This is a genomic window from Solirubrobacter phytolaccae, assembly GCF_027587195.1.
Lineage (GTDB): Bacteria > Actinomycetota > Thermoleophilia > Solirubrobacterales > Solirubrobacteraceae > Solirubrobacter > Solirubrobacter phytolaccae.
This window is the reverse complement of sequence record NZ_JAPDDP010000084.1, coordinates 13,287-32,615: the sequence shown is the minus strand read 5'-3', so window position 1 is coordinate 32,615 and position 19,329 is coordinate 13,287. Positions and strand designations below refer to the sequence as shown.

Here is a 19,329-nt window from a genome sequence, read left to right as displayed (position 1 = left end):
CGCGTCGAGCGCTCCCGCTAGCGCGGCGTCCGCGACTGCCGCGCCGACCACGGCGGCACCGGCGCCTAGCGCGGCGTCGGACCCCGCGCCCGCCGCGGCCAGCGCGGCCGCGCCGAGCGCCGCGCCGCTCTCGAAGCGCTCCGCCGGGTCCTTCGCCAGCGCGCGCTCGAGCACCGCCTCGAAGCCGGGGACGGTCGGCGGCGGCTCGGACAGGTGCGCCCAGAGCTTGCGCTCGGTGCCGTCGACCTCGAACACGGGCCGACCGGTCAGCGCGACGTAGAGCAGGCAGCCGAGGGAGTAGAGGTCCGCGGCCGGGCCGTCGCCCTGGCCGCGGATGCGCTCCGGCGCGATGTAGTCGAAGGTCCCCACGACTTCGCCGGTGCGGGTGAGGTCGCTGCCGGCGTCCAGGGCCTTCACGAGGCCGAAGTCGGTCAGGTAGGCGTGGCCGGTCGACGTCACCAGGACGTTGGCGGGCTTGACGTCGCGGTGGACGAGCCGGCGTGCGTGCGCGGCGTCGAGCGCCGCGCCGATCTGGGCGACGATCGCCGCCGCGCGGGCGGGTTCCAAAGGCGACAGGGAGCGCAGGTCCGCGCCGTCGACCAGCCGCATCGACAGCCACAGCGTCCCGTCGCTCTCCCCGGCGCCGAACACGGGCAGCACGTTGGGATGGTCGAGCGAGGCCGCCATCCGCGACTCGGCGACGAACCGCTCGCGGAACTCGACCTCGCCGGAGCGCTCGGGCGCGACGACCTTCAGCGCGACGGTCCGGCCGAGCGCCTCCTCGACCGCCTCGTAGACCACGCCCATCCCGCCGCGGCCGACCTCCCGCACGATGCGGTAGCCGGGGATCACCGTCCGCCCACGGCGCGCGCGGCCGCCGCCGGGCCGACCCGCTCGGCCTCGGCCGCGAACGCCTCCTCCATGCCTTTGACGCCCGCGCCGGCGGCGAGGTCGGTCAGCGGGTTGTCGAGCAGCCCGCGCAGGACGATCGCGCCGCGCAGGAACGGGGGATAGGACACCGCGCGCGAGCGCTTCTCGATCGTCCGCACCGTGCGCGCGACGGCCGGCTCGAGCGGCCACGTCTTGCCCAACGCGTTCGGCAGCCGCCGCTTCGCCTGACCGAAGATCGGCGAGTCCTCGCCCGCGGTGACCATCGGCGTGTTCAGGAACAGGAAGTAGCCGACGCCCACGCCGACGCCGTGCGTGCGCAGCTCGACGCGCAGCGTGCGCCCGAGCGCGTCGACCCCGGCCTTGGAGACGCTGTAGGCGCCGAGCCCCACCGCCGGGAGCACGGCCGCGGCGCTCGCGATCAGCAGCAGGTAGCCACGGCGCTCGAGCACGTACGGCAGCGCCGCGCGGGCCGTCCGCCAGACGCCCAGCAGGTTGATGTCGATCGTCTCCTCGACCGTCTCCGGCGCGACCATCCGCAGCGGCCCGCCCGTCGCGACCCCGGCGTTCGCGACCGCCACGTCGATCCCGCCGCAGCGCGCGGCGAGGTCGTCGATGGCCGCGGTCAAAGCGTCCGCGTCGCGGACGTCGGCCACCGCGACCTCCGCGCCGGACACGCCGGCCGCCACGCGCTCGAGCCCTTCACCGTTCACATCGATGAGGGCGAGGCGCATCCCGCGCGCCGCCAACTGCCGGGCCAGCTCGGCGCCGATGCCCGACGCCGCACCGGTAATCAGCGCAACGCGTCCGTCGAGGTTCCACATCATGGTGAGAGGGACGGTAACGTTCCGCCGCGATGAGCGAACAGTGGCAGCAGCCGCAGGATCAGCCGCAATGGGGTGGCGGAGGCCAGGCCCCCCAGCAGACGTCGGGCAAGGCGACTGCCGCGCTCGTGCTCGGCATCGTCAGCATCCTTTGTGTGCCGCTGATCGCCGGGATCATCGGCGTGATCATCGGCGGCCAGGCCAAGAAGGAGATCGACTCGTCGGGCGGCCGGCTCGGCGGCCGTGGCATGGCTCAAGCGGGCGTGATCCTGAGCTGGATCGGCATCGCCTGGGGTGTCCTCGTGATCATCCTCGCCGTCGCCGGGGCCTTCTCGAGCTGACCGTCGCTAGGGTGCGCGCATGAGCGGTCAAGGAGACGACGAACAGCAGCAGCCCCCGCAGTGGCAGCAACCCCAGTGGCAATCGCAATGGCAGCAGCCGCAGCAACCTGAGCAGCAGCCGCCGTCCGATCAGTCGCAGTGGGGCCAGCAGCCGCAGTGGGGGCACCAGCAGCAGGGGTGGCAGCAGCCGCCCCAGACGCCCGGGTCCGCGACCGCGGCACTGATCCTGGGCATCTGCGCGCTCGTCATCTGCAGCCCGATCTGCGGCCCGCTCGCGATCATCTACGGCAACAAGGGCAAGCGCGAGATCGACGCCTCCGGCGGCCGCCTCACGGGTCGCGGGATGGCGCAGGCCGGCGTGGTCATGGGCTGGATCGGCATCGCACTGACGGTGCTCGGCATCCTGGCGTTCGTCGGCCTCGTCGCGCTCGGCGCCAGCAGCTCGTAGCTCAGCCGGGTGGGGCGATCGTCGCCCGCTCGGCGAGCGCCCACACCCAGCCCGCGGCGCCCAAGCCACCGAGGAGCAGGATCGCGCGCGGCGGCGTGCGGGTGAGGGCGTCCAGCACCCGCACGCGCGTGGCGAGCACGAACACGCCCGCGAGGATCACGGCGAGCGCGACGAACACCCAGAAGCCGTTGTAGCTCAGGAAGCCGGAGTCCCCGCGCGCGGCCCACGCGAACGCGCGCGTCCCGCCGCACAGCGGGCACGGCAGGCCGGTCAGCGTCCGGAACGGGCAGCCGGGGATGAGATCGGTGCCGTCGCGCGAGACCAGCGCACCGACCACGAACGGCAGGCAGCCCGCGGCCACCAGCACGACGCCTTCTCGCCTTTCGGGGGTCACCGGCTCCAGTATCGCGCGGTACGGTTCCCACACCCATGAGCTGGCAGGAATATCGAGCGGGCGAGTACCGCTACTACGGCGGCCCGCCGCAGCCGCCACAGACGAGCGGCACGGCCACCGCAGCCCTCGTCCTCGGCATCTGCGGCTTCTTCGTCTGCCCGCTGATCTGCTCGATCGCGGCGATCATCTGCGGCAACATCGCGCTCAACGAGATCGACCGCTCGGGCGGCCGCGTGACGGGCCGCGACATGGCGAAGGCCGGGCTCATCCTCGGCTGGGTCGGGGTGGCGCTCTGCGTGCTGGCGATCCTCGCCATCGCGGCGTTCATCGTCTGGGCCGCCAGCACCGAGGGCGACGTCGACTACTACTACGACACGCAGATCTCGATGATCCGCGTCGCCTTGAACGTCTAAGCCGCGAGGTCGAGCCGCTCGCCCGCCGCGGCGGCGACCAGCGCCTGGAACAACCGCGGGTGCGGCTGACCCGGCCGGTCCAGCGTCTCGGCGTGCCACTGCACGCCCAGCACGAAGTGCGCGCTCATGTCCTCGACGGCCTCGACCGTGCCGTCCGAGGCCCACGCGACCGGACGCAGCCCGCGCCCGAGCCGGTCGACGGCCTGGTGGTGGAAGGAGTTCACGCGCGGCGTGTTCGTGCCGAGGATCTGCGACAGGCGCGAGTCGGGCTCGATCCACAGCTCGTGCGTCTCCTCCCAGCCGGGCGCGGTCTGGCGATGGTCGACGGAGTTGTCGGTGACAGCCGGCAGGTGCTGGTGCAGCGTGCCGCCGCGGGCGACGTTGAGCGCCTGCGCGCCGCGGCAGATCCCGAAGATCGGCAACCCCAGCTGGTCGGCGACCATCGCCACCTCGAGCTCGAACACGTCCAGGGACGGCTCGGTCGGCCCGAGGTCCGGCGAGGGCTTGGCGCCGTAGGCCGCCGGGTCCAGGTCCGGTCCTCCGCTCAGGCAGACGGCGTCCAGCGGCGCGAGCAGCGTCGCGACGACCTCGATCCCGAGCGGCGGCAGCACGATCGGCACGGCTCCGGCTCGCGCGAGCGCGCGTACGTACGGCATTCCCAGGGCCATCTCGTGCTGCGGCGGCTCACCCTCCGGCAAGGGTCGCGTTCGTTCCGCCCGCCGCACTTCCGAGGTGGTCACCCCGACCAGCGGTCTCCTCTGCATCGCGCCTCAAAGTACCCAACGGGCCGGTCGGTAGAATCCCTACCTCCGGAATCGGTTTTCTTTCGTGAGCCCCCTTATCGACATCTGCCCGCTGGACGAGCTTCCCCCTGGGGCGAAGCGTCTCGTCGAGTACGAGGATCTCGAGATCGGCGTCGTCAACTGCAAGGGCCAGATCTTCGCCATCGAAGATCGGTGCTCGCACGACGACGGCGAGCTGGTCGACGGTGAGCTCGACGAAGAGGACTGCAGCATCGAATGTCCCCGGCACGGGTCGCGGTTCGACCTGCGTTCCGGGAAGCCCATGAACCTGCCTGCGTACGTTCCCGTCGACACCTTTCCGGTGGTCGTCGAGGACGGCGTGATTCGAGTGGAGGTCGACTGACCTGATGGCTACTCCCGAGGTGATCGCCGAGCAGCAGGCGCTGGCCGGCATCAACGATGATTACGAGACGAAGTTCGGCTTCCACGACCCGGAGACCGGCTACGCCTTCAAGGCCCCCAAGGGCCTGTCGAAGGGGCTCGTCGAGCAGATCTCGGAGTTCAAGAACGAACCGCAGTGGATGCGGGACTTCCGCCTGAAGGCGCTGGAGCACTTCCTCGAGCGCCCGCAGCCCACCTGGGGCTCGCCGATGCTGGCCGAGGTCGACTACGACAACATCCACTACTTCGTTCGCGCGTCCGAGAAGTCCTCGCGCACGTGGGACGACGTCCCCGAGGACATCAAGAACACGTTCGACCGCCTGGGCATCCCCGAGGCCGAGCGCAAGTTCCTGTCCGGCGTCGGCGCCCAGTACGAGTCCGAGGTCGTGTACCACCAGGTGCGCGAGGATCTCGAGAAGCAGGGCGTGATCTTCATGGACATGGACTCGGGGCTCCGTGAGCACGAGGACATCGTCCGCGAGTACTTCGCGTCGATCATCCCGGCCAACGACAACAAGCTCGCCGCGCTCAACAGCGCCGTGTGGTCGGGCGGCTCGTTCGTCTACGTGCCCAAGGGCGTCCACGTCGAGATGCCGCTGCAGGCCTACTTCCGGATCAACACCGAGAACATGGGCCAGTTCGAGCGCACGCTGATCATCGCCGACGAGGGCTCCTACGTGCACTACGTCGAGGGCTGCACCGCCCCGGTGTGGAGCTCGGACTCGCTGCACTCCGCCGTCGTCGAGCTGATCGCCAAGCCCGGCGCGCGCATCCGCTACACGACCGTCCAGAACTGGTCGCAGAACGTCTACAACCTCGTCACCAAGCGCGCGATCGCCGAGACCGACGCGACGGTGGAGTGGGTCGACTGCAACCTCGGCTCCAAGCTGACCATGAAGTATCCGTCCGTGTACCTCACGGGCGAGCGCGCGCACGGCGAGGTGCTGAGCATCGCCTTCGCCGGCAAGGGCCAGCACCAGGACGCGGGCGCGAAGATCATCCACGCGGCGCCGAACACGACGTCCAACATCTTCGCGAAGTCGATCTCCAAGGACGGCGGCCGCAGCTCCTACCGCGGCCTGCTCGAGGTCGCCAAGGGCGCCCACGGCTCCAAGTCCAAGGTCGTCTGCGACGCGCTGCTGCTCGACGAGCACTCGCGCTCGGACACGTACCCGACGATCCGGATCGGCGAGGACGACGTGGACGTCGGACACGAGGCCTCGGTCTCGAAGATCGGCGAGGAGCAGCTCTTCTACCTGATGGCCCGCGGCATCTCCGAGGAAGAGGCGGGCAAGTTGATCGTGAACGGCTTCATCGAGCCGATCGTCAAGGAGCTCCCGATGGAGTACGCGGTGGAGATGAACCGCCTCATCGAGCTCCAGATGGAGGGATCCATTGGCTGAGTTGGCCGCCATTCGCGAGCCCGAGTGGCTCAAGGAGCGCCGCGGCGAAGCGGCGCGCCGAGCCGCCGCGCTCGACGTCCCCCGCTTCAAGGGCAAGGCCGGGTGGGAGTTCACGGACATCTCCAAGCTCGACCTTGCTTCGTTCACCGCTGCCCTGCCGGGCGAGGGTGACGCGAGCGCGGTGGACCGCGTCGAGACGCTGCTCGAGGCCCCCGAAGGTGCGCATCACCTCGGGCAGGTCGACGGCCGCGTGATCGACGGCGGCGACGCCCCGGATGATCTGCTGGTGCTACCGCTGACGCTGGCCTGCGAGACGCACGGCGACCTGGTCGCCGAGCACTTCGGCAAGGTCGTCGACACGCAGCAGGACGTGTTCACCGAGCTCAACGACGCGGGCTGGACCGGCGGCGCGTTCGTGTACGTCCCGCGCGGCGTGCGCGTCGAGCAGCCGATTGTCCTGACCGCGATCTCCGACACCGAGAAGACCGCGCTGCATCGGCGCGTGCTGATCGTGCTCGAGGAGGGCGCGGAGGCCGAGGTCTGGGAGCAGCACCTCTCCGGCACCACCGACAACGAGACGCTGCTGACGTCCGTCGTCGAGCTGCGCGTGGGCCAGAACGCCCGCCTGCGGTTCGTCGGCGCGCAGGACCTGAACGAGAAGACGTGGGTCTTCGGCTCCCAGCGGGCCGAGGTGGCGCGCGACGGGCACCTGGACTGGGTCACGGCCGGCTTCGGCTCGGCCAACGGCAAGGTGTTCACCGAGACGCTGCTCGCGGGCGAGGGCTCGCACGCCCGCGTCACGGGCGCGTACGCCCCGCACGGTCGCCAGCATGTGGACTTCCACACGCTGCAGGAGCACGGCGCGGCCAACACCACGTCCGACCTGGCCTTCCGCGGCATCCTCGCCGACCGCTCGAGCGTGGTCTGGCGCGGGATGATCAAGGTCGACCCGGGTGCGCAGCAGACGGACGCGTTCCAGGAGTGCCGCAACTTGCTGCTCTCCAAGAAGGCGCACGCGGACGCGATCCCGGGCCTGGAGATCCTCGCCAACGACGTGCGTTGCACGCACGCGGCGGCGATCGCCCAGATCGATCCGGAGCAGGTCTTCTACCTACGCGCCCGTGGCCTCGACGACGCCCATTCCAAGCGCCTCGTGATCGAGGGCTTCATGGCCGAGCTGATCGAGCGCTTCGAGCCGGGTCCGATCCGCGAGGCCATGACGGTCGCGCTGGACCGGCGCCTGGCCGTCCTGCTGGACTGAGTGAACTGGTGACAAGCGGCCCAGGCGGGTAGAGGCTGGGGTGATGCCCCGACCCCTGCTCGACCTGGACCTACCCGCCGTGCCGGAGAGCGCGCCCGCGGCGCGCAAGGCCGTGAGCGAAGCGCTCCGGGACGTGGCGGTGGACCACCATGCCGTCCTGCTGATGGTCTCGGAGGCCGTCACCAACTGCGCCGTGCACGCGTACCCGGAGGGCGAAGCGCCGGGCCGCGTCCGCGTGCACGCCGAGATCGTGGAAGAAGCGCTCGACGTCGTCGTCTCCGACGACGGGATCGGCATCGCGTCGCACCCTGAGAGCGACGGGCTCGGGCTCGGGGTGCTGCTGATGGACGACCTGTCGGACGGTGTGCAGGTGGACGCCGCGACCGGGACCCGCATCACGGCGCGCTTCGAGCTGTTCGGCGCGGCCGGGCCGCACGGACGGCAGGTGCCGCGCCGGGCGTTCAGGGGCCGCGCACGCCGCCGGCTCACCCGCCTGGTGCGTCTGGGCCGTCGCTGACGGCGCGGCCGATCCCGCTCGCGATCTTGCGCATCCGCTCGATCAGCTCGGGCGGGCCGTGCACCTCGTAGGGCTCGGGGATCATCGCGATCCGCATCGCCAGCCAGTCGAGGTTGTCGTCGTTGGTGCGCAGCTCGCAGCGCGTGTCGTCGATCGGCGTGACGTCGCCGAGCCAGCGCCGGCCCTTCAGGGCTTCCTCGCTCGCGTGCACGGTCACGCGCGCCTCGTAGCGTGACGGGTAGTTGCGCAGGCTCTGCTGGACGTAGGCGGCGGCGTCGGGCGCGGGGAGCGTGCGCGGGACGAAGCGCGTGCCGATCGGCTGCACCTTCTCGATCCGGTCCACGCGGAACGTGCGCCAGTCCGAGCGGCCGCAGTCCCAGGCGACGAGGTACCAGCGCCGGCCCGCGTTCACGAGCGAGTGCGGCTCGGCCTCACGCTTGGACGGCGCCTTGTCGCGCGCGGTGTAGCTGAAGCGCACGCGCTCGGTGTCCCGCACCGCGGCGGCGAGCGCGGTCAGGCACTGCGGGTCCACGGTCGGGCCGCTGGAGTACACCTGCAGCGTCTGGGTCGCGCGCTGCAGCGCCTGCACGCGCCGGCGCAGGTGCGTCGGGAGCACCTGCTCGAGCTTGACGAGCGCGCGCACCGCGGTCTCCTCGATGCCGGCGACCGAGCTTCCCGCGGCGGTGCGCAGCGAGACCGCGATCGCGATCGCCTCGTCGTCGTCGAGCAGCAGGGGCGGCATCGCGGTGCCGGCGCGCAGCTGGTAGCCGCCGGCCGGGCCGGTCATCGACTCGACCGGGTAGCCGAGCGTCCTGAGCCGCTCGACGTCGCGGCGGATCGTGCGCGGCGACACCTCCAGCCGGTCCGCCAGCTCCAGCCCGGGCCAGTCGCGGCGACCCTGGAGCAGCGACAGCAGCGTCAGCAGGCGGCTCGACGTGGTCTCGCTCATCGCCGCCCATGATGGCCGAAGTTGCGGACAGTTACGGGCCGCAACCTCGCCGGGTGCGGCTAGCACGAGTCTTCACAGTTGCGGACAGATCCTGGCCTAAAGGGTCGAGACGATGCGCTCATGGCATTCAGCGAAGAACTCGCGATCAGCGCCCAGGGTCTCGTCAAGTCGTTCGGGGACGTCCGTGCGCTCGACGGTGTGGACCTGGCGGCGGCGCCCGGCACCGTGCTGGGCGTGCTCGGCCCGAACGGGGCCGGGAAGACCACCTCCGTGCGTGTCCTCACGACGCTGCTGACGCCCGACGGCGGCGAGGCGCGCGTCGCGGGGCTGGACGTGGTCAAGGACGCGGCGAAGCTGCGCTCGCGGATCGGGCTCGCCGGCCAGTACGCGGCCGTGGACGAGAACCTGACCGGGATCGAGAACCTGACGATGGTCGGGCGCCTGTACGGCAACAAGCGTGCCGTCGCGAAGCGGCGCGCGGTCGAGCTGCTCGAGCGCTTCTCGCTGACCGAGGCCGGCGGGCGGCCGGCGAAGACCTACTCGGGCGGCATGCGGCGGCGGCTGGACCTGGCCGCGGCGCTGGTGGCGAGCCCGCCCGTGCTGTTCCTCGACGAGCCGACGACGGGCCTGGACCCGCGCTCGCGGATCGACCTGTGGGAGGCGATCGAGGAGCTCGTCGGCGACGGCACGACCGTGCTGCTGACGACCCAGTACCTCGAGGAGGCCGACCGGCTCGCGGACCGGATCGCGGTCGTCGACCACGGCCACGTGATCGCCGAGGGCACGGCGGACGAGCTCAAGTCGCGCGTCGGCGGGATGCGGCTCGAGGTGACGCTGACGCACTGCGCCGCGTCGTTCGCGGCGATCAGCGCGCTCGAGAGCATGAGCGAGGAGCCGGTCCACGCGGACGGCGAGCTCGTCGTCGTGCAGGTCGCGGAGCGCTCCGGCGCGATCATGGAGGCCGCGCGGCGGCTGAGCCAGGCGGGCGTGGGCGCGGACGACATCGCGGTGCGCCGGCCGACGCTCGACGACGTGTTCCTCTCCCTGACCGGCCACGCGCCGGCCGACGAAGAAGCCGCCGTCGAGGCCGAGCTCGAGCTGGTGGTCGCATGATCAGCGACACGTTGACGCTCGCGGAGCGCGCCCTGGTGCGGCTCCCGCGCAACCCGGACATGCTGCTCGCCTTCACGGTGCAGCCGATCATGTTCGTGCTGCTGTTCGCGTTCGTCTTCGGCGGCGCGATCGAGACGCCCGGCTACGGCGACTACATCGACTTCCTGATCCCGGGCATGATCGTCCAGCAGATCGCGTTCGGCGGGTTCGCGACCGCGCTCGGCCTCGCCGAGGACATGACCAAGGGCCTGATCGATCGCTTCCGCTCGCTGCCGACCGCGCGCGCCTCGGTGCTCGCGGGCCGCACGCTCGCGGACGTCGCGACGAATTTGCTGTCGATGGTGATCCTGCTCGTCACGGGCTTCGTGATCGGGTTCCGCTTCGACGCCAACGTGCCGGAGATCCTCGCCGGCGTCGCGCTGCTGCTGCTGTTCGGCTACGCGTTCAGCTGGATCTTCGCCGTGATCGGGATGAGCGTCTCTTCGCCCGAGGCGGCGAACGGCGTCGGCTTCATCCTGATCTTCCCGATCACGTTCATCAGCTCCGCGTTCGTGCCGGTCGAGTCGATGCCGGCGGGCCTGCGCCAGGTGGCCGATGTCAATCCGGTCTCGACGATGGTCGACGCGCTGCGCAGCCTGTGGCTCGGCGGCGAGATGGGCAACAGCCTGTGGCTGAGCGTCGTCTGGTGCATGGTGCTGATCGCGCTGTTCGCGCCGCTGGCCGTGCGCAAGTACCGGCTCAGCGCCGGGGCTTAGCGCGGTAGCTCTTCCCGGCGCGCACCACGACGGTCTTGGCACGGTCACGGACGGTGACCGTGCCCTGCGTGACCTTCGTGAGCGTGCCGGCGCAGTCGTCCTGCACGAGCCACTTGGTGCCGCGCACGGTCGCGGCGCTGTACTTGCCCTGGGTGCGGAAGGCGCCCTTGCCGTCGCCCCAGAGCTTGCGGGACTTCGCCTTCTTCTTGGCGGCCGACGCCTTCTTGCACGGGGCGAGCGGCTCAGTGAGCGTGAGCACGGTGACGCCGCCCGCCCGGCTGAGCTTGAAGATGCCCTGCGAGAACTCGGCCTCGCCGCCGGTCGCGTCGCGGAGCTTCACGGCGCCGCGCTTGGTGTCGACGGTCGAGCCGAGCGGGATGCCCTGCTTGGCGTCGAGCTCCACGTAGGCGCTCGAGCCGGGGCGCTTGACCTTCACCGTGCCCTCGGTCGGCTCCGCGTTCGGGGTCGCCGTGGGCGTCGGCGCGGGGGTGGGGACGAACGTGGCGACCGGGGTCGGGACGGTCGTCGGCTCGGCCGTCGGCGTCGCGGTCACGGTCGGCGTCGGGGTCGGCTCCACCACGGTGTCGCCGGACCCGACCTCGGGGAGATCCGAAGTCGTGCTCGCGGTCAGCGGGCCGGGCAGCGCCGGAGCGGCGAGCAGGGGGAAGCTGACGCGCAGCACGTCGCCGCCGTTCACGAACGCCGACGAGAAGAGCCCGCAGCTCACGGTGAGGGCGGCCGGGAAGCCGCACGTGCCGACGTCCACGCCGCGCGTGAGGTCGCGCACGGTCCCGTTCGCGTAGCCCGCGAAGCCCGTGCCCGCCGGGAACGTGAGGCGAATCCGGCTCCCGATCTCGCCCGCCAGCCCGCCGGTGGGAGACGTCGTGAGCTGCACCTGCGAGGGCAGGCCGAAGCGCACGGACACGCCGGTCAACGCGCCGCCGGCGACCACGGTGAATGGGGTGGAAGCGACCGCCGGCAGGTCGCTCGTGGTAGCGACCGAGACGGTCTTCGCGCCCGCGGCGGGGTTCGTCAGGCCGCGCAGGATGACCTCGACCTCGTCGCCCGGCGCGACGAACCCGGTCGAGAAGAAGCCGCAGCGCGAGACGCCGTCGATCGGGATGGCGCAGCTGCCGACGTCGAGGTTGCGGGTCAGGTCGCGGATGGTGCCGGTCTGCCAGCCGGCGGTGCCCGTGCCGGCCGGGAGCGTGACGGCGATCCGGCTTCCGGCCTCGCCGGACAGGCCGCCCGTCGCGGAGACGCTGAAGCGGACGACGTGGCGGGTGAGCGCGCCGGCCGCCGGCGACGGGTCCGCGATGCTCACGGTCGGCGCCGTCACGGTGCCGCCCGGGAGGACCGTCGCCGCGGTCGAGGTCACGGTCGGCAGGTCGGTCGTGGTGCTCACGGCGACGGTCTTCCCGCCCGCCGTCCCGTTCGTCAGGCCGCGCAGGGTCAGCTCGAGCTGGTCGCCCGCGTTCACGAACCCGGAGGAGAAGAACCCGCAGTCGGACACGCCGCCGGCGGGACGCGCGCAGCTGCCGACGTCCACGTTGCGGGTGACGTCGCGGATCGTCCCGGTCTGCCAGTCGTCCGTGCCGGTGCCCGGCGGGAGCGTGACCGCGATGCGGCTGTTGGCCTCGCCGGAGAGCCCGCCCGTGACCGTGAAGCCGACGACGTAGCGGGTGACCGCGCCGGCCGCCGCGGACGGGTCGGAGATCGCCAGCGACGGCTGGGACACCGACCCGCCGGCGACCGTGTTGAACACGCTGGAGTTGACCAGCTGGGGCTCGTTCGTCGTGCTCACCGCGACGCTGCGGTTGCCCGGCGTCGCCGGGTTGGTGATCCCGCGCAGGGTCGCGGTCAGCCGATCGCCGGCGTCGACCGACTGGCTGCTGAAGAGGCCGCACGTCGAGACGAGCTGGGCGTTCGGCTGGACGCACGTGCCCACGTCCACGCCGCGCGTCTCGTCGCGCAGCGTGCCGGTCTGCCACGCGCCGGCGCCCGCGTCGCCCGGCAACGCGATCCGCACGGTGTCGGTCCCGCTCAGCGCCGCGTTGACGGTGAGGCCGATCCGGTAGACGGTCCGCGCGCCGGTCGCGGCCGACGGCGTGCTCGAGTCGGCGGTGACGCCGGTGACCTGCGCGGCGGCGGGCGAGGCGAGCAGGAGCGTGAGGGCAGCGACGAGCGTGGTGAGGCGCACGACGGCCGACGTTAACCGCGTACGCGGGCCGTTTCCTCCGCCTTTTGGACGATCCGCGTCGTCCTTGAGGAGGAGCTAGGTGGCCAACATGCCGCCGTCGACCGGCAGCAGGATGCCGGTGACGTAGGACGAGGCGTCGCTGGCCAGGAACAGCACTGCGGCGGTCAGCTCCTCGGCCTCGCCCGGGCGGCCGGCGGGCAGCCGCGCCTGCTGGGACTCGAGGTAGCCGTCCGGGTACTGCTCGGTCATCTCGCTCGGGAAGAAGCCGGGGGCGATCGCGTTCACGCGGATGCCCTTGCGGCCCGTCCACTGCACGGCGAGGTCGCGCGTGAGGCCGATGATCGCGGCCTTGCTCGAGCTGTAGGCGGCCTGCGGGAGCCCCGCGGTGGTCGAGCCGAGCACGGAGCCGATGTTGACGATGCTCGAACCCGGCGCCATGACGCGCGCGCACGCCTGCGCCATCCAGTAGGAGCCGTTGAGGTTGACGTCGATCACCACGCGGAACTGCTCGGGCGTCTCGCGCGTGGCGGGCACGGCGGTGCCCATGCCCGCGTTGTTGACGAGGACGTCGACCCGGCCGAGCGCGGCCACGGTCTCCTCGATCACACGCGTGCAGTCCTCGGGGTTGGACACGTCGGCGGTGACCGCGACGCAGCGGCGGCCGAGCGCCTCGACGTCACGCTTGGTCTGCTCGAGCTTGTCGGCGCGGCGGGCGCAGATGGCGATGTCGGCGCCGGCCTCGGCGAGCCCGGTCGCGAACGCGACCCCGAGCCCGGACGAGGCGCCGGTGATGACCGCCACCTTGCCGTCGAGCTTGAAGCGCTCGAGCAGGGTCACGTGGTCTCTCCCTGCACCACGGTGGGCGTGCTGTTGATCACGGGCTCCTGGATGGTCTCACCGGCGATCTGCGCGTGCAGCGTGCTGGCGATGCGGGCCGGGTTGTCCTGCCCACCGAAGCGGATCGTCGTCAGGCGCGGGTGCGAGAGTCGCGCGGCCGGGCTGTCGTCGGTCCCGATCAGCGCGACGCCGTCCGGCAGCGCGTCCAGCGCGCCGAGCGCCAGCTCGTCGTTGAACGCGTACACACCGGTCGGCTCGACCTCCAACCCGCGCTGGAGCTCGTCGGCGGGCACGTGCGTGAGCGTCACCCCGAGCCGCTCGGCCGCTTCCTGCGCACCGGCGAGCCGGACCTCGCCGAGGTCCCCGAGCTGCGGGTCCAGCGGCGTGAGCGCGAGCACGCGCTGATGGCCGCGCTCGGCCAGGTGCTCGATCGCCACGGCCCCGACCCGGTTCTGGTCGAGGATGAACGTCGGCACGCCGGGGACGGGGTCGCGGCCCATCAGCACGAAGCCGTGCGTGCCGTTCCCGCGCAGCGCCTCGATGCGCTCCGGGGGGAGATCTCCGGAGGGGGCGACGACGCCGACCGGGCGCACGCGGTCGCACGCCTTCTGCAGCCCGTCCGGGCCGGAGGCGTGCACGAAGTGGACGAGCGGCGTGTAGCCGAGCCGGTCGAGCTCGGTCACGCACCCGCTCAGGAACTCCCCGAGCGCCGGCCCGAGCGGCCAGTTCGGGAGCGCGAAGATCACCACCGACGTGCGCCCGGCGCGGAGGGCCGAGGCCATCGCGTTCGGCGTGTAGCCGAGCGTGCGGGCGGCCTTCAGGACCCGTTCGCGGGTCTCGTCGGACACGCGCGCGTCGACGCCGTTGAGTACGTAGCTGACGGTCGCGCGGCTCACGCCCGCGGCCGCGGCCACATCTGCACTGGTTACGTTTGGTCGCCCCACTAATTCCTGATCCTAGGGAAAACGAATCCTTGTAGGGTCGGCGCATGCCGACCAGCCTTGCCCAGCTGCTGACCGAGACGGCGAGCACGTTCGCCGAACGGCCGGCGCTCAAGCTCGATGACACCGTCGTCAACTACGCCGTGCTCAACGAGGGTGCCACGCGCATCGCGGGTCTGCTGAAAGCCAAGGGCGTCCAGCCGGGCGACCGCGTCGGGATCATGCTCCCGAACGTCCCGTACTTCGGGGTCGTCTACTACGGGATCCTGCGCGCGGGCGGCGTCGTGGTGCCGATGAACGTGTTGCTGAAGGGACGCGAGGTCGCGTTCTATCTGAAGGACTCGGGCGCGAAGGTCCTGTTCGCCTGGCACGACTTCGGCGAGGCCGCGTCGGCCGGTGCCGAGGAAGCCGGTGCGGAGCTCATCGACGTCAAGCCGGGCGAGTTCGAGCAGCTCGTGATGGAGGCCGATCGCGCGCCCGACGACGAGCCGCGCGAGAGCACCGACACGGCCGTGATCCTCTACACGAGCGGCACGACCGGCACGCCCAAGGGCGCTGAGCTCACGCACGAGAACCTGATTCTCAACTGCAGCGTGACCGCCAAGACGCTGATCGACGTCTCCGAGGACGACGTGGTCCTGGGCGCGCTGCCGCTCTTCCACTCGTTCGGGCAGACGTGCGGCCTCAACGCCGCGGTCGCTCACGGCGCGTGCCTGACGCTGATCCCGCGCTTCGAGCCGGTGAAGGCGCTGGAGATCATCGCCCGAGACAAGGTGACGGTGCTCGAGGGCGTGCCGACGATGTACCACGCGATGCTCAACGCGCCCGGTCATGAGGACGCGGACACGTCCTCGCTGCGCGTGTGCGTGAGCGGCGGCTCGGCGATGCCGGTCGAGGTCATGAAGCAGTTCGAGCAGACCTTCGACTGCATCATCCTCGAGGGCTACGGGCTCTCGGAGACCTCGCCGGTCGCCTCCTTCAACCACCCCGACAAGGAGCGCAAGCCGGGCTCGATCGGCACCCCGATCAAGGGCGTCGAGATGGCCGTCTTCGACGAGGACGACAAGCCGGTGGCGCAGGGCGAAGTGGGCGAGATCGTCATCCGCGGCCACAACGTGATGAAGGGCTACTGGGGCCGCGACGACGCGACCGAGGAGGTCATGCGCGGCGGCTGGTTCCACTCCGGCGACATGGCCACGCAGGACGAGGACGGCTACTTCTTCATCGTCGACCGCAAGAAGGACATGATCATCCGCGGCGGCTACAACGTCTACCCGCGCGAGATCGAGGAGGTGCTCTACGAGCATCCGGCCGTGTCCGAGGTGGCCGTGATCGGCGTCGCGGACGACTCGCTCGGCGAAGAAGTGGCGGCGATGGTGGTTCTGAAGGATGGCGCGGAGGCGTCCGAGGACGACATCCGCGGCTACGTCAAGGAGCGCGTCGCGGCCTACAAGTACCCGCGCCAGATCTGGTTCTCGTCCGAGCTGCCCAAGGGCCCGACCGGCAAGATCCTCAAGCGCGAGATCAAGGCGCCCACCGAAGTCGAGGGCTAGGGCGCCCCGCAGACCGCGCAGAACGGCGTGCCCACCCGGCGATCGGCATCGCAGGTGGCGCACGCCGCGACGGTCGCGCGGCCGCAGCCCTCGCAGTGGCGTGCGCCCTCGCGCGTCGGGTACGCGCAGTACGGGCACTGGCCGCGGCGGACCCGTCGCCGCGGCGCGCGCCGGGCGAGGTAGCGCTCGAGGCCGACGAGCGCGAGGACGCTCGCGAGGATGCCCGCAACCGCGATCACGAGCGGGCCGGACTCCTCGAGGTCGATCTCGTCGCCGAGGTAGTCGAAGGTCATCACGAGCGCCTGGATCGTCACGGCGCTGATCGCGGCGACGCCGGCCACGAAGTACGGCGAGCGCCGGCGGCGCAGCGTGTTGAACAGCCAGAACGCGAGCGCGATCGTCAGCAGCACCCACGCGAGCCGCAGCAGCGCGGTGTTGCGGTCGGCGCGGTCGGCCGCGGCGGCCATGTCCTTCACCCGCTGCTCTTCCGCGCGCGAGACCTCCCGGCGGGCGCGGTCGCCGGCGGGGCCGAGCCGGTCGACCTCCGCCTGCTCCTCGCGGGCGTCGCGGCGTGCCGCGGTGAGCCGCTCGCGGGTGGCGATGAACGTGCGGCGGCTGATCGCGGTCGACGTGTCCGCGTCGAGGTCGGTCCGGTAGTCCTCGCGCGCGGTCTCGTACGCGCGCTCCCGGTCGTCCACGGTCTGGCGGGCCTCGTCGAGGCGGACGCGCGCCGACTCGGCCGCGTCGATCGCCTGCCGCTGCTGCGCCGTGGCGACGTTGCCGAGCTCCTGGTCGTACGGGTCCTCACGCGGGAGCGCGACGAAGTACACCCACAGCGCGCCGATCACCAGGAAGATCGTCAGGACCGCCGCGAGCGCCTTCTCTCCCCGGGTGACGTTGATGTCGGGCAGCTCGTCGTCGCTCATGGCTTCCTCTCGATCGTGCGCGGGCGCAGCGTCACCTCGAGCTCGCAGTCGAGCGCGTTCGCGATCCGCAACAGCGTGTCCAGGCGCGGCGGGCGCGTGCCTCGCTCCAGCCGCGCGACCGCCGACTGCGTCGTGCCGGTCATCGCGGCCAGCTCGGATTGCGTCAGCCCGCGCCGCACGCGCTCCGCCGCCACCTGGACGGCGAGCGCGCGCGTCAGGGCGTCGAGCTCGGGCTCGTCGCTGCGCCTCAGTGGCATGTCCTGCGGAGCGTAATAGCCAGTTTGCGATATTGCAAACGTGCTATGCGACGCGACGGGCGAGGGTGACGCCGTCGCTGAGTCCGAGCAGCACCGACTCCACGCGATCGTCGGCGGCGATCCGCTTATTCAGCGCGGCCATCGTCCGGGCGCGCTCGTCCCGTGGGTCCAACACCCGGTTGCCGAGCAGCGTGTTGTCGAGGATCAGCAGCCCGCCGGGGCGCATCCGCGGTACGAGCGCGTCGTAGTACGCGGGGTAGCCGGTCTTGTCCGCGTCGACGTACGCGAGGTCGATGTGCGGTTCCTCGGTCAGCGTGCGAGGTTCTCGTCGGCCGGGCCGAGCATGATCGTGACCCGGTCGGTCAGGCCGGCCGCGTCGAGGTTGCGCTGCGCGATCGCGGCGAGCTCCTCGCTGACCTCGAAGCACGTCAGGTGTCCGCCGGGCGCGAGCCCCCGCGCGATGCAGATCGCGCCGTACCCGGTGAACGTGCCGACCTCGACGGCCACCTTCGCGTCGAGCGTGCGGGTCAAGATGGTCAGCAGCGCGGCCTGGTCGGCGCGGGAGATCATCCCGGCGTTCGGCAGCTCACGGGTCTCGCGTTCAACGCGCGCGAGCACCTCGTCCTGGCCGGCGAAGCGCGTCAGGTAGTCGCTCAGTTCGGGGTCACGGGGCATGCGATCCATCTTCGCACGACGAAATGTCCGCTATTTGCGAACTTCTTGACCAAATGGAGGGGGCGAAAGTGTGCGAGATCCGCCTCAATACCGGAGAGGGCAACGGACAGGATGGGTTGAGCGGTGGCAGCGTTGGGCGAGCGCGGGCCGGGGGCGGCAGTACGCGCGAGGAGGGTGGAGGCGATGGTGGCCCGGCATGGGCCGACCCTGATTCGTGTGGCGAACCAGTTCTCGCTCTGCCACGACGACGCGCTGGACGCCTACCAGCGCGCGCTGGAGATCTACCTGCGGCGGTTCGAGACGGTGGACGTCGCGACCGAGGGCGCGTGGCTGCGGGTCGTCGTCAAGCACGAGGCGATGGCCATCCGCAAGGCGCGCGCGGCGCAGGTGGACGTGCAGGACACCGACTTCGACGCCAGCGAGGCGCAGGGGCTGCGCGAGGTGGCGGACACGGTCGCGGGCGAGGAGCGCGTCGGCCGGTCGGTCGAGGCGCTGAAGGCGCTCAAGCCCGACGAGGCGCGGGCGCTGCTGCTCAAGGCCGAAGGGCTCTCCTACGACGAGATCGGCCGCCGCTTCGGTTGGTCCTACACGAAGGTGAATCGCTCCATCGCCGAGGGGCGCAAGCGGTTCCTGAACGTCTTCAGCGAGATCGAGTCGGGCGAGGCGTGCGCGGCGTACGAGGACACGCTCGACGCGCTCGCGCGGGGCAAGGCGACGAGCGTGCAGATGGTCTCGATCCGGCCGCACCTGCGCCACTGCGCGGCGTGCCGCGCGACCGTGCGCCAGATGCGCTTCTCGCGCACGCGCCGGATCGCGCTGCTCGCGCCGTTCGGGTGGATCTCGCGCGTGCTGTCGCGCCCCGACGTGGGGAACACGGTGTACGCCGCGTCCAACGGCGGCGGCCGGCTGGGGCCCGCCGCGGCGCTCGTCGGGCTGTGCCTGAGCGGGGCCGGCGCGGGCGCGTGCATCGTCACGGGCGCGCTGCCGGCGCCGGCGATCATCGCCGCCGCGGACCGCGCCGAGCCGACCGCGACGGCCGAGCCGGAGGCCCCGAAGCAGGCTCGGTCGGCCGAGAAGAAGCCCGTGAAGGCCGCCAAGAACGAGCCTCCGGCGCGCACCTACGCCGCGGTCGCGACGGCCACGCCGGTGCCCACGCCGCGCGCCGTCACCCGCAAGGTGAAGGTCAAGACGCCGAAGACCAAGCTCGCCACGCGCAAGCCCAAGCCGACGGAGTTCGGCTTCGAAGGCGACGCCAAGCGCGCGGCCGCGCCCACCGACGGCGGCGGCGTGAAGGCGGGCGTGGCCAGCGTGAACGGTGGCGGTGGCGGCTCCGCGCCAACCCGGTCGGGCGGCGGCGGTGCGTCGAAGCCGATCAAGGAGTTCGGCTTCGAGTCTGGTGGCTGAGGAGCGCCAACGCGCCAGAAACGCTCCCCGCTAGGCTCCCCGCGTC

Annotated in this window: 21 protein-coding genes and 1 pseudogene; 11 read left to right on the top strand and 11 right to left on the bottom strand. The window is 71.6% G+C overall.

From position 1 onward, the window contains the following. A partial coding sequence (locus OJ997_RS30740; protein ID WP_270029184.1) for a serine/threonine-protein kinase occupies window positions 1-852 on the bottom strand: 852 nt, incomplete at its 3' end. Beyond that, a complete protein-coding gene (locus OJ997_RS30735; RefSeq protein ID WP_270029183.1) occupies window positions 849-1,715 on the bottom strand; it encodes an SDR family NAD(P)-dependent oxidoreductase in 867 nt (288 codons plus the stop codon). The genes OJ997_RS30740 and OJ997_RS30735, both read right to left, overlap by 4 nt. A 29-nt stretch (window positions 1,716-1,744) precedes the next feature. Here OJ997_RS30735 and OJ997_RS30730 point away from each other — a divergent pair, with 29 nt between their 5' ends. Further along, window positions 1,745-2,053, top strand: a complete 309-nt coding sequence (locus OJ997_RS30730; protein WP_270029182.1) for a DUF4190 domain-containing protein — start codon at window positions 1,745-1,747, stop codon at window positions 2,051-2,053. A 19-nt stretch (window positions 2,054-2,072) separates the two neighbouring features. Then, complete coding sequence (locus OJ997_RS30725) at window positions 2,073-2,501, top strand: DUF4190 domain-containing protein (RefSeq protein ID WP_270029181.1); 429 nt, start codon at window positions 2,073-2,075, stop codon at window positions 2,499-2,501. A 1-nt stretch (window position 2,502) separates the two neighbouring features. Here the strand turns inward: OJ997_RS30725 and OJ997_RS30720 are convergent, their stop codons facing one another. Further along, window positions 2,503-2,895 (bottom strand): DUF2752 domain-containing protein, encoded by a 393-nt coding sequence (locus OJ997_RS30720; RefSeq protein WP_270029180.1) that lies wholly within the window; start codon window positions 2,893-2,895, stop codon window positions 2,503-2,505. Between the two features lie 35 nt (window positions 2,896-2,930). Between OJ997_RS30720 and OJ997_RS30715 the strand changes: the two genes are divergently transcribed. After that, a complete protein-coding gene (locus tag OJ997_RS30715) occupies window positions 2,931-3,308 on the top strand; it encodes a DUF4190 domain-containing protein (protein WP_270029179.1) in 378 nt (125 codons plus the stop codon). Here the strand turns inward: OJ997_RS30715 and OJ997_RS30710 are convergent. After that, complete coding sequence (locus OJ997_RS30710; RefSeq protein WP_372517950.1) at window positions 3,305-4,072, bottom strand: gamma-glutamyl-gamma-aminobutyrate hydrolase family protein; 768 nt, start codon at window positions 4,070-4,072, stop codon at window positions 3,305-3,307. The two genes, OJ997_RS30715 and OJ997_RS30710, sit on opposite strands and share 4 nt — an antisense overlap. A 64-nt stretch (window positions 4,073-4,136) precedes the next feature. Between OJ997_RS30710 and OJ997_RS30705 the strand changes: the two genes are divergently transcribed. Genes OJ997_RS30705 through OJ997_RS30690 form a run of 4 tightly spaced genes read left to right on the top strand, consistent with a single transcriptional unit; the run spans window position 4,137 to window position 7,673 of the window. Beyond that, window positions 4,137-4,454 (top strand): Rieske (2Fe-2S) protein, encoded by a 318-nt coding sequence (locus OJ997_RS30705; RefSeq protein WP_270029178.1) that lies wholly within the window; start codon window positions 4,137-4,139, stop codon window positions 4,452-4,454. A 4-nt stretch (window positions 4,455-4,458) separates the two neighbouring features. Then, window positions 4,459-5,895 (top strand): Fe-S cluster assembly protein SufB, encoded by a 1,437-nt coding sequence (gene sufB, locus OJ997_RS30700; protein ID WP_270029177.1) that lies wholly within the window; start codon window positions 4,459-4,461, stop codon window positions 5,893-5,895. A gap of 1 nt (window position 5,896) precedes the next feature. Continuing rightward, window positions 5,897-7,156, top strand: a complete 1,260-nt coding sequence (sufD, locus tag OJ997_RS30695) for a Fe-S cluster assembly protein SufD (RefSeq protein ID WP_270029176.1) — start codon at window positions 5,897-5,899, stop codon at window positions 7,154-7,156. A 43-nt stretch (window positions 7,157-7,199) separates the two neighbouring features. After that, window positions 7,200-7,673 (top strand): ATP-binding protein, encoded by a 474-nt coding sequence (locus OJ997_RS30690; RefSeq protein ID WP_270029175.1) that lies wholly within the window; start codon window positions 7,200-7,202, stop codon window positions 7,671-7,673. Here OJ997_RS30690 and OJ997_RS30685 read toward each other — a convergent pair. After that, a complete protein-coding gene (locus OJ997_RS30685; RefSeq protein WP_270029174.1) occupies window positions 7,642-8,622 on the bottom strand; it encodes a helix-turn-helix transcriptional regulator in 981 nt (326 codons plus the stop codon). The genes OJ997_RS30690 and OJ997_RS30685 overlap by 32 nt on opposite strands. A gap of 120 nt (window positions 8,623-8,742) precedes the next feature. On the opposite strand from OJ997_RS30685, the gene OJ997_RS30680 reads away from it, so the two are divergent. Beyond that, window positions 8,743-9,735: an ATP-binding cassette domain-containing protein gene (locus OJ997_RS30680; protein ID WP_270029173.1), complete on the top strand. Its 993-nt coding sequence runs from the start codon at window positions 8,743-8,745 to the stop codon at window positions 9,733-9,735. Then, window positions 9,732-10,490 (top strand): ABC transporter permease, encoded by a 759-nt coding sequence (locus OJ997_RS30675; RefSeq protein WP_270029172.1) that lies wholly within the window; start codon window positions 9,732-9,734, stop codon window positions 10,488-10,490. The genes OJ997_RS30680 and OJ997_RS30675 overlap by 4 nt, the downstream gene beginning before the upstream one ends. Here the strand turns inward: OJ997_RS30675 and OJ997_RS30670 are convergent. The 3 genes from OJ997_RS30670 to OJ997_RS37935 all read right to left on the bottom strand — a co-directional run bounded on the left by OJ997_RS30670 (window position 10,474) and on the right by OJ997_RS37935 (window position 14,441). Next, complete coding sequence (locus OJ997_RS30670) at window positions 10,474-12,690, bottom strand: hypothetical protein (RefSeq protein WP_270029171.1); 2,217 nt, start codon at window positions 12,688-12,690, stop codon at window positions 10,474-10,476. The two genes, OJ997_RS30675 and OJ997_RS30670, sit on opposite strands and share 17 nt — an antisense overlap. A gap of 75 nt (window positions 12,691-12,765) precedes the next feature. Further along, window positions 12,766-13,527 (bottom strand): SDR family NAD(P)-dependent oxidoreductase, encoded by a 762-nt coding sequence (locus tag OJ997_RS30665; RefSeq protein ID WP_270029170.1) that lies wholly within the window; start codon window positions 13,525-13,527, stop codon window positions 12,766-12,768. Continuing rightward, window positions 13,524-14,441: a LacI family DNA-binding transcriptional regulator gene (locus OJ997_RS37935; protein ID WP_270029169.1), complete on the bottom strand. Its 918-nt coding sequence runs from the start codon at window positions 14,439-14,441 to the stop codon at window positions 13,524-13,526. The genes OJ997_RS30665 and OJ997_RS37935 overlap by 4 nt, the downstream gene beginning before the upstream one ends. A gap of 74 nt (window positions 14,442-14,515) precedes the next feature. Here OJ997_RS37935 and OJ997_RS30655 point away from each other — a divergent pair, with 74 nt between their 5' ends. After that, the gene (locus OJ997_RS30655) at window positions 14,516-16,021 is read left to right on the top strand and encodes a long-chain-fatty-acid--CoA ligase (protein WP_270029168.1); all 1,506 of its coding nucleotides are present in this window, start codon (window positions 14,516-14,518) and stop codon (window positions 16,019-16,021) included. Here the strand turns inward: OJ997_RS30655 and OJ997_RS30650 are convergent. The 3 genes and pseudogenes from OJ997_RS30650 to OJ997_RS38190 form a co-directional block, all read right to left on the bottom strand. Continuing rightward, entirely contained in the window at window positions 16,018-16,947 is a 930-nt protein-coding gene (locus OJ997_RS30650) for a zinc ribbon domain-containing protein (RefSeq protein ID WP_270029167.1), read from the bottom strand. The two genes, OJ997_RS30655 and OJ997_RS30650, sit on opposite strands and share 4 nt — an antisense overlap. Further along, on the bottom strand, window positions 16,944-17,204 hold the full coding sequence (locus OJ997_RS30645) for a helix-turn-helix domain-containing protein (protein WP_270029166.1): 261 nt from the start codon (window positions 17,202-17,204) through the stop codon (window positions 16,944-16,946). The genes OJ997_RS30650 and OJ997_RS30645 overlap by 4 nt, the downstream gene beginning before the upstream one ends. 43 nt (window positions 17,205-17,247) lie before the next feature. Then, a pseudogene (locus OJ997_RS38190) lies at window positions 17,248-17,888 on the bottom strand (O-methyltransferase). Window positions 17,889-18,062: 174 nt separating this feature from the next. Between OJ997_RS38190 and OJ997_RS30630 the strand changes: the two are divergent. Then, window positions 18,063-19,283, top strand: coding sequence for a sigma-70 family RNA polymerase sigma factor (locus OJ997_RS30630; protein WP_270029163.1), 1,221 nt, complete (start codon window positions 18,063-18,065; stop codon window positions 19,281-19,283). Window positions 19,284-19,329 lie beyond the last annotated feature (46 nt).

Excerpts from the sequence above, each read along its gene's own strand:
- OJ997_RS30735 (WP_270029183.1), bottom strand. The coding sequence starts at position 1,715 with ATGATGTGGAACCTCGACGGACGCGTTGCGCTGATTACCGGTGCGGCG.
- OJ997_RS30730 (WP_270029182.1), top strand. The coding sequence starts at position 1,745 with ATGAGCGAACAGTGGCAGCAGCCGCAGGATCAGCCGCAATGGGGTGGC.
- OJ997_RS30725 (WP_270029181.1), top strand. The coding sequence starts at position 2,073 with ATGAGCGGTCAAGGAGACGACGAACAGCAGCAGCCCCCGCAGTGGCAG.
- OJ997_RS30715 (WP_270029179.1), top strand. The coding sequence starts at position 2,931 with ATGAGCTGGCAGGAATATCGAGCGGGCGAGTACCGCTACTACGGCGGC.
- OJ997_RS30710 (WP_372517950.1), bottom strand. The coding sequence starts at position 4,072 with ATGCAGAGGAGACCGCTGGTCGGGGTGACCACCTCGGAAGTGCGGCGG.
- sufB (WP_270029177.1), top strand. The coding sequence starts at position 4,459 with ATGGCTACTCCCGAGGTGATCGCCGAGCAGCAGGCGCTGGCCGGCATC.
- OJ997_RS30690 (WP_270029175.1), top strand. The coding sequence starts at position 7,200 with ATGCCCCGACCCCTGCTCGACCTGGACCTACCCGCCGTGCCGGAGAGC.
- OJ997_RS30685 (WP_270029174.1), bottom strand. The coding sequence starts at position 8,622 with ATGAGCGAGACCACGTCGAGCCGCCTGCTGACGCTGCTGTCGCTGCTC.
- OJ997_RS30680 (WP_270029173.1), top strand. The coding sequence starts at position 8,743 with ATGGCATTCAGCGAAGAACTCGCGATCAGCGCCCAGGGTCTCGTCAAG.
- OJ997_RS30675 (WP_270029172.1), top strand. The coding sequence starts at position 9,732 with ATGATCAGCGACACGTTGACGCTCGCGGAGCGCGCCCTGGTGCGGCTC.
- OJ997_RS30655 (WP_270029168.1), top strand. The coding sequence starts at position 14,516 with ATGCCGACCAGCCTTGCCCAGCTGCTGACCGAGACGGCGAGCACGTTC.
- OJ997_RS30650 (WP_270029167.1), bottom strand. The coding sequence starts at position 16,947 with ATGAGCGACGACGAGCTGCCCGACATCAACGTCACCCGGGGAGAGAAG.
- OJ997_RS30645 (WP_270029166.1), bottom strand. The coding sequence starts at position 17,204 with ATGCCACTGAGGCGCAGCGACGAGCCCGAGCTCGACGCCCTGACGCGC.
- OJ997_RS30630 (WP_270029163.1), top strand. The coding sequence starts at position 18,063 with ATGGTGGCCCGGCATGGGCCGACCCTGATTCGTGTGGCGAACCAGTTC.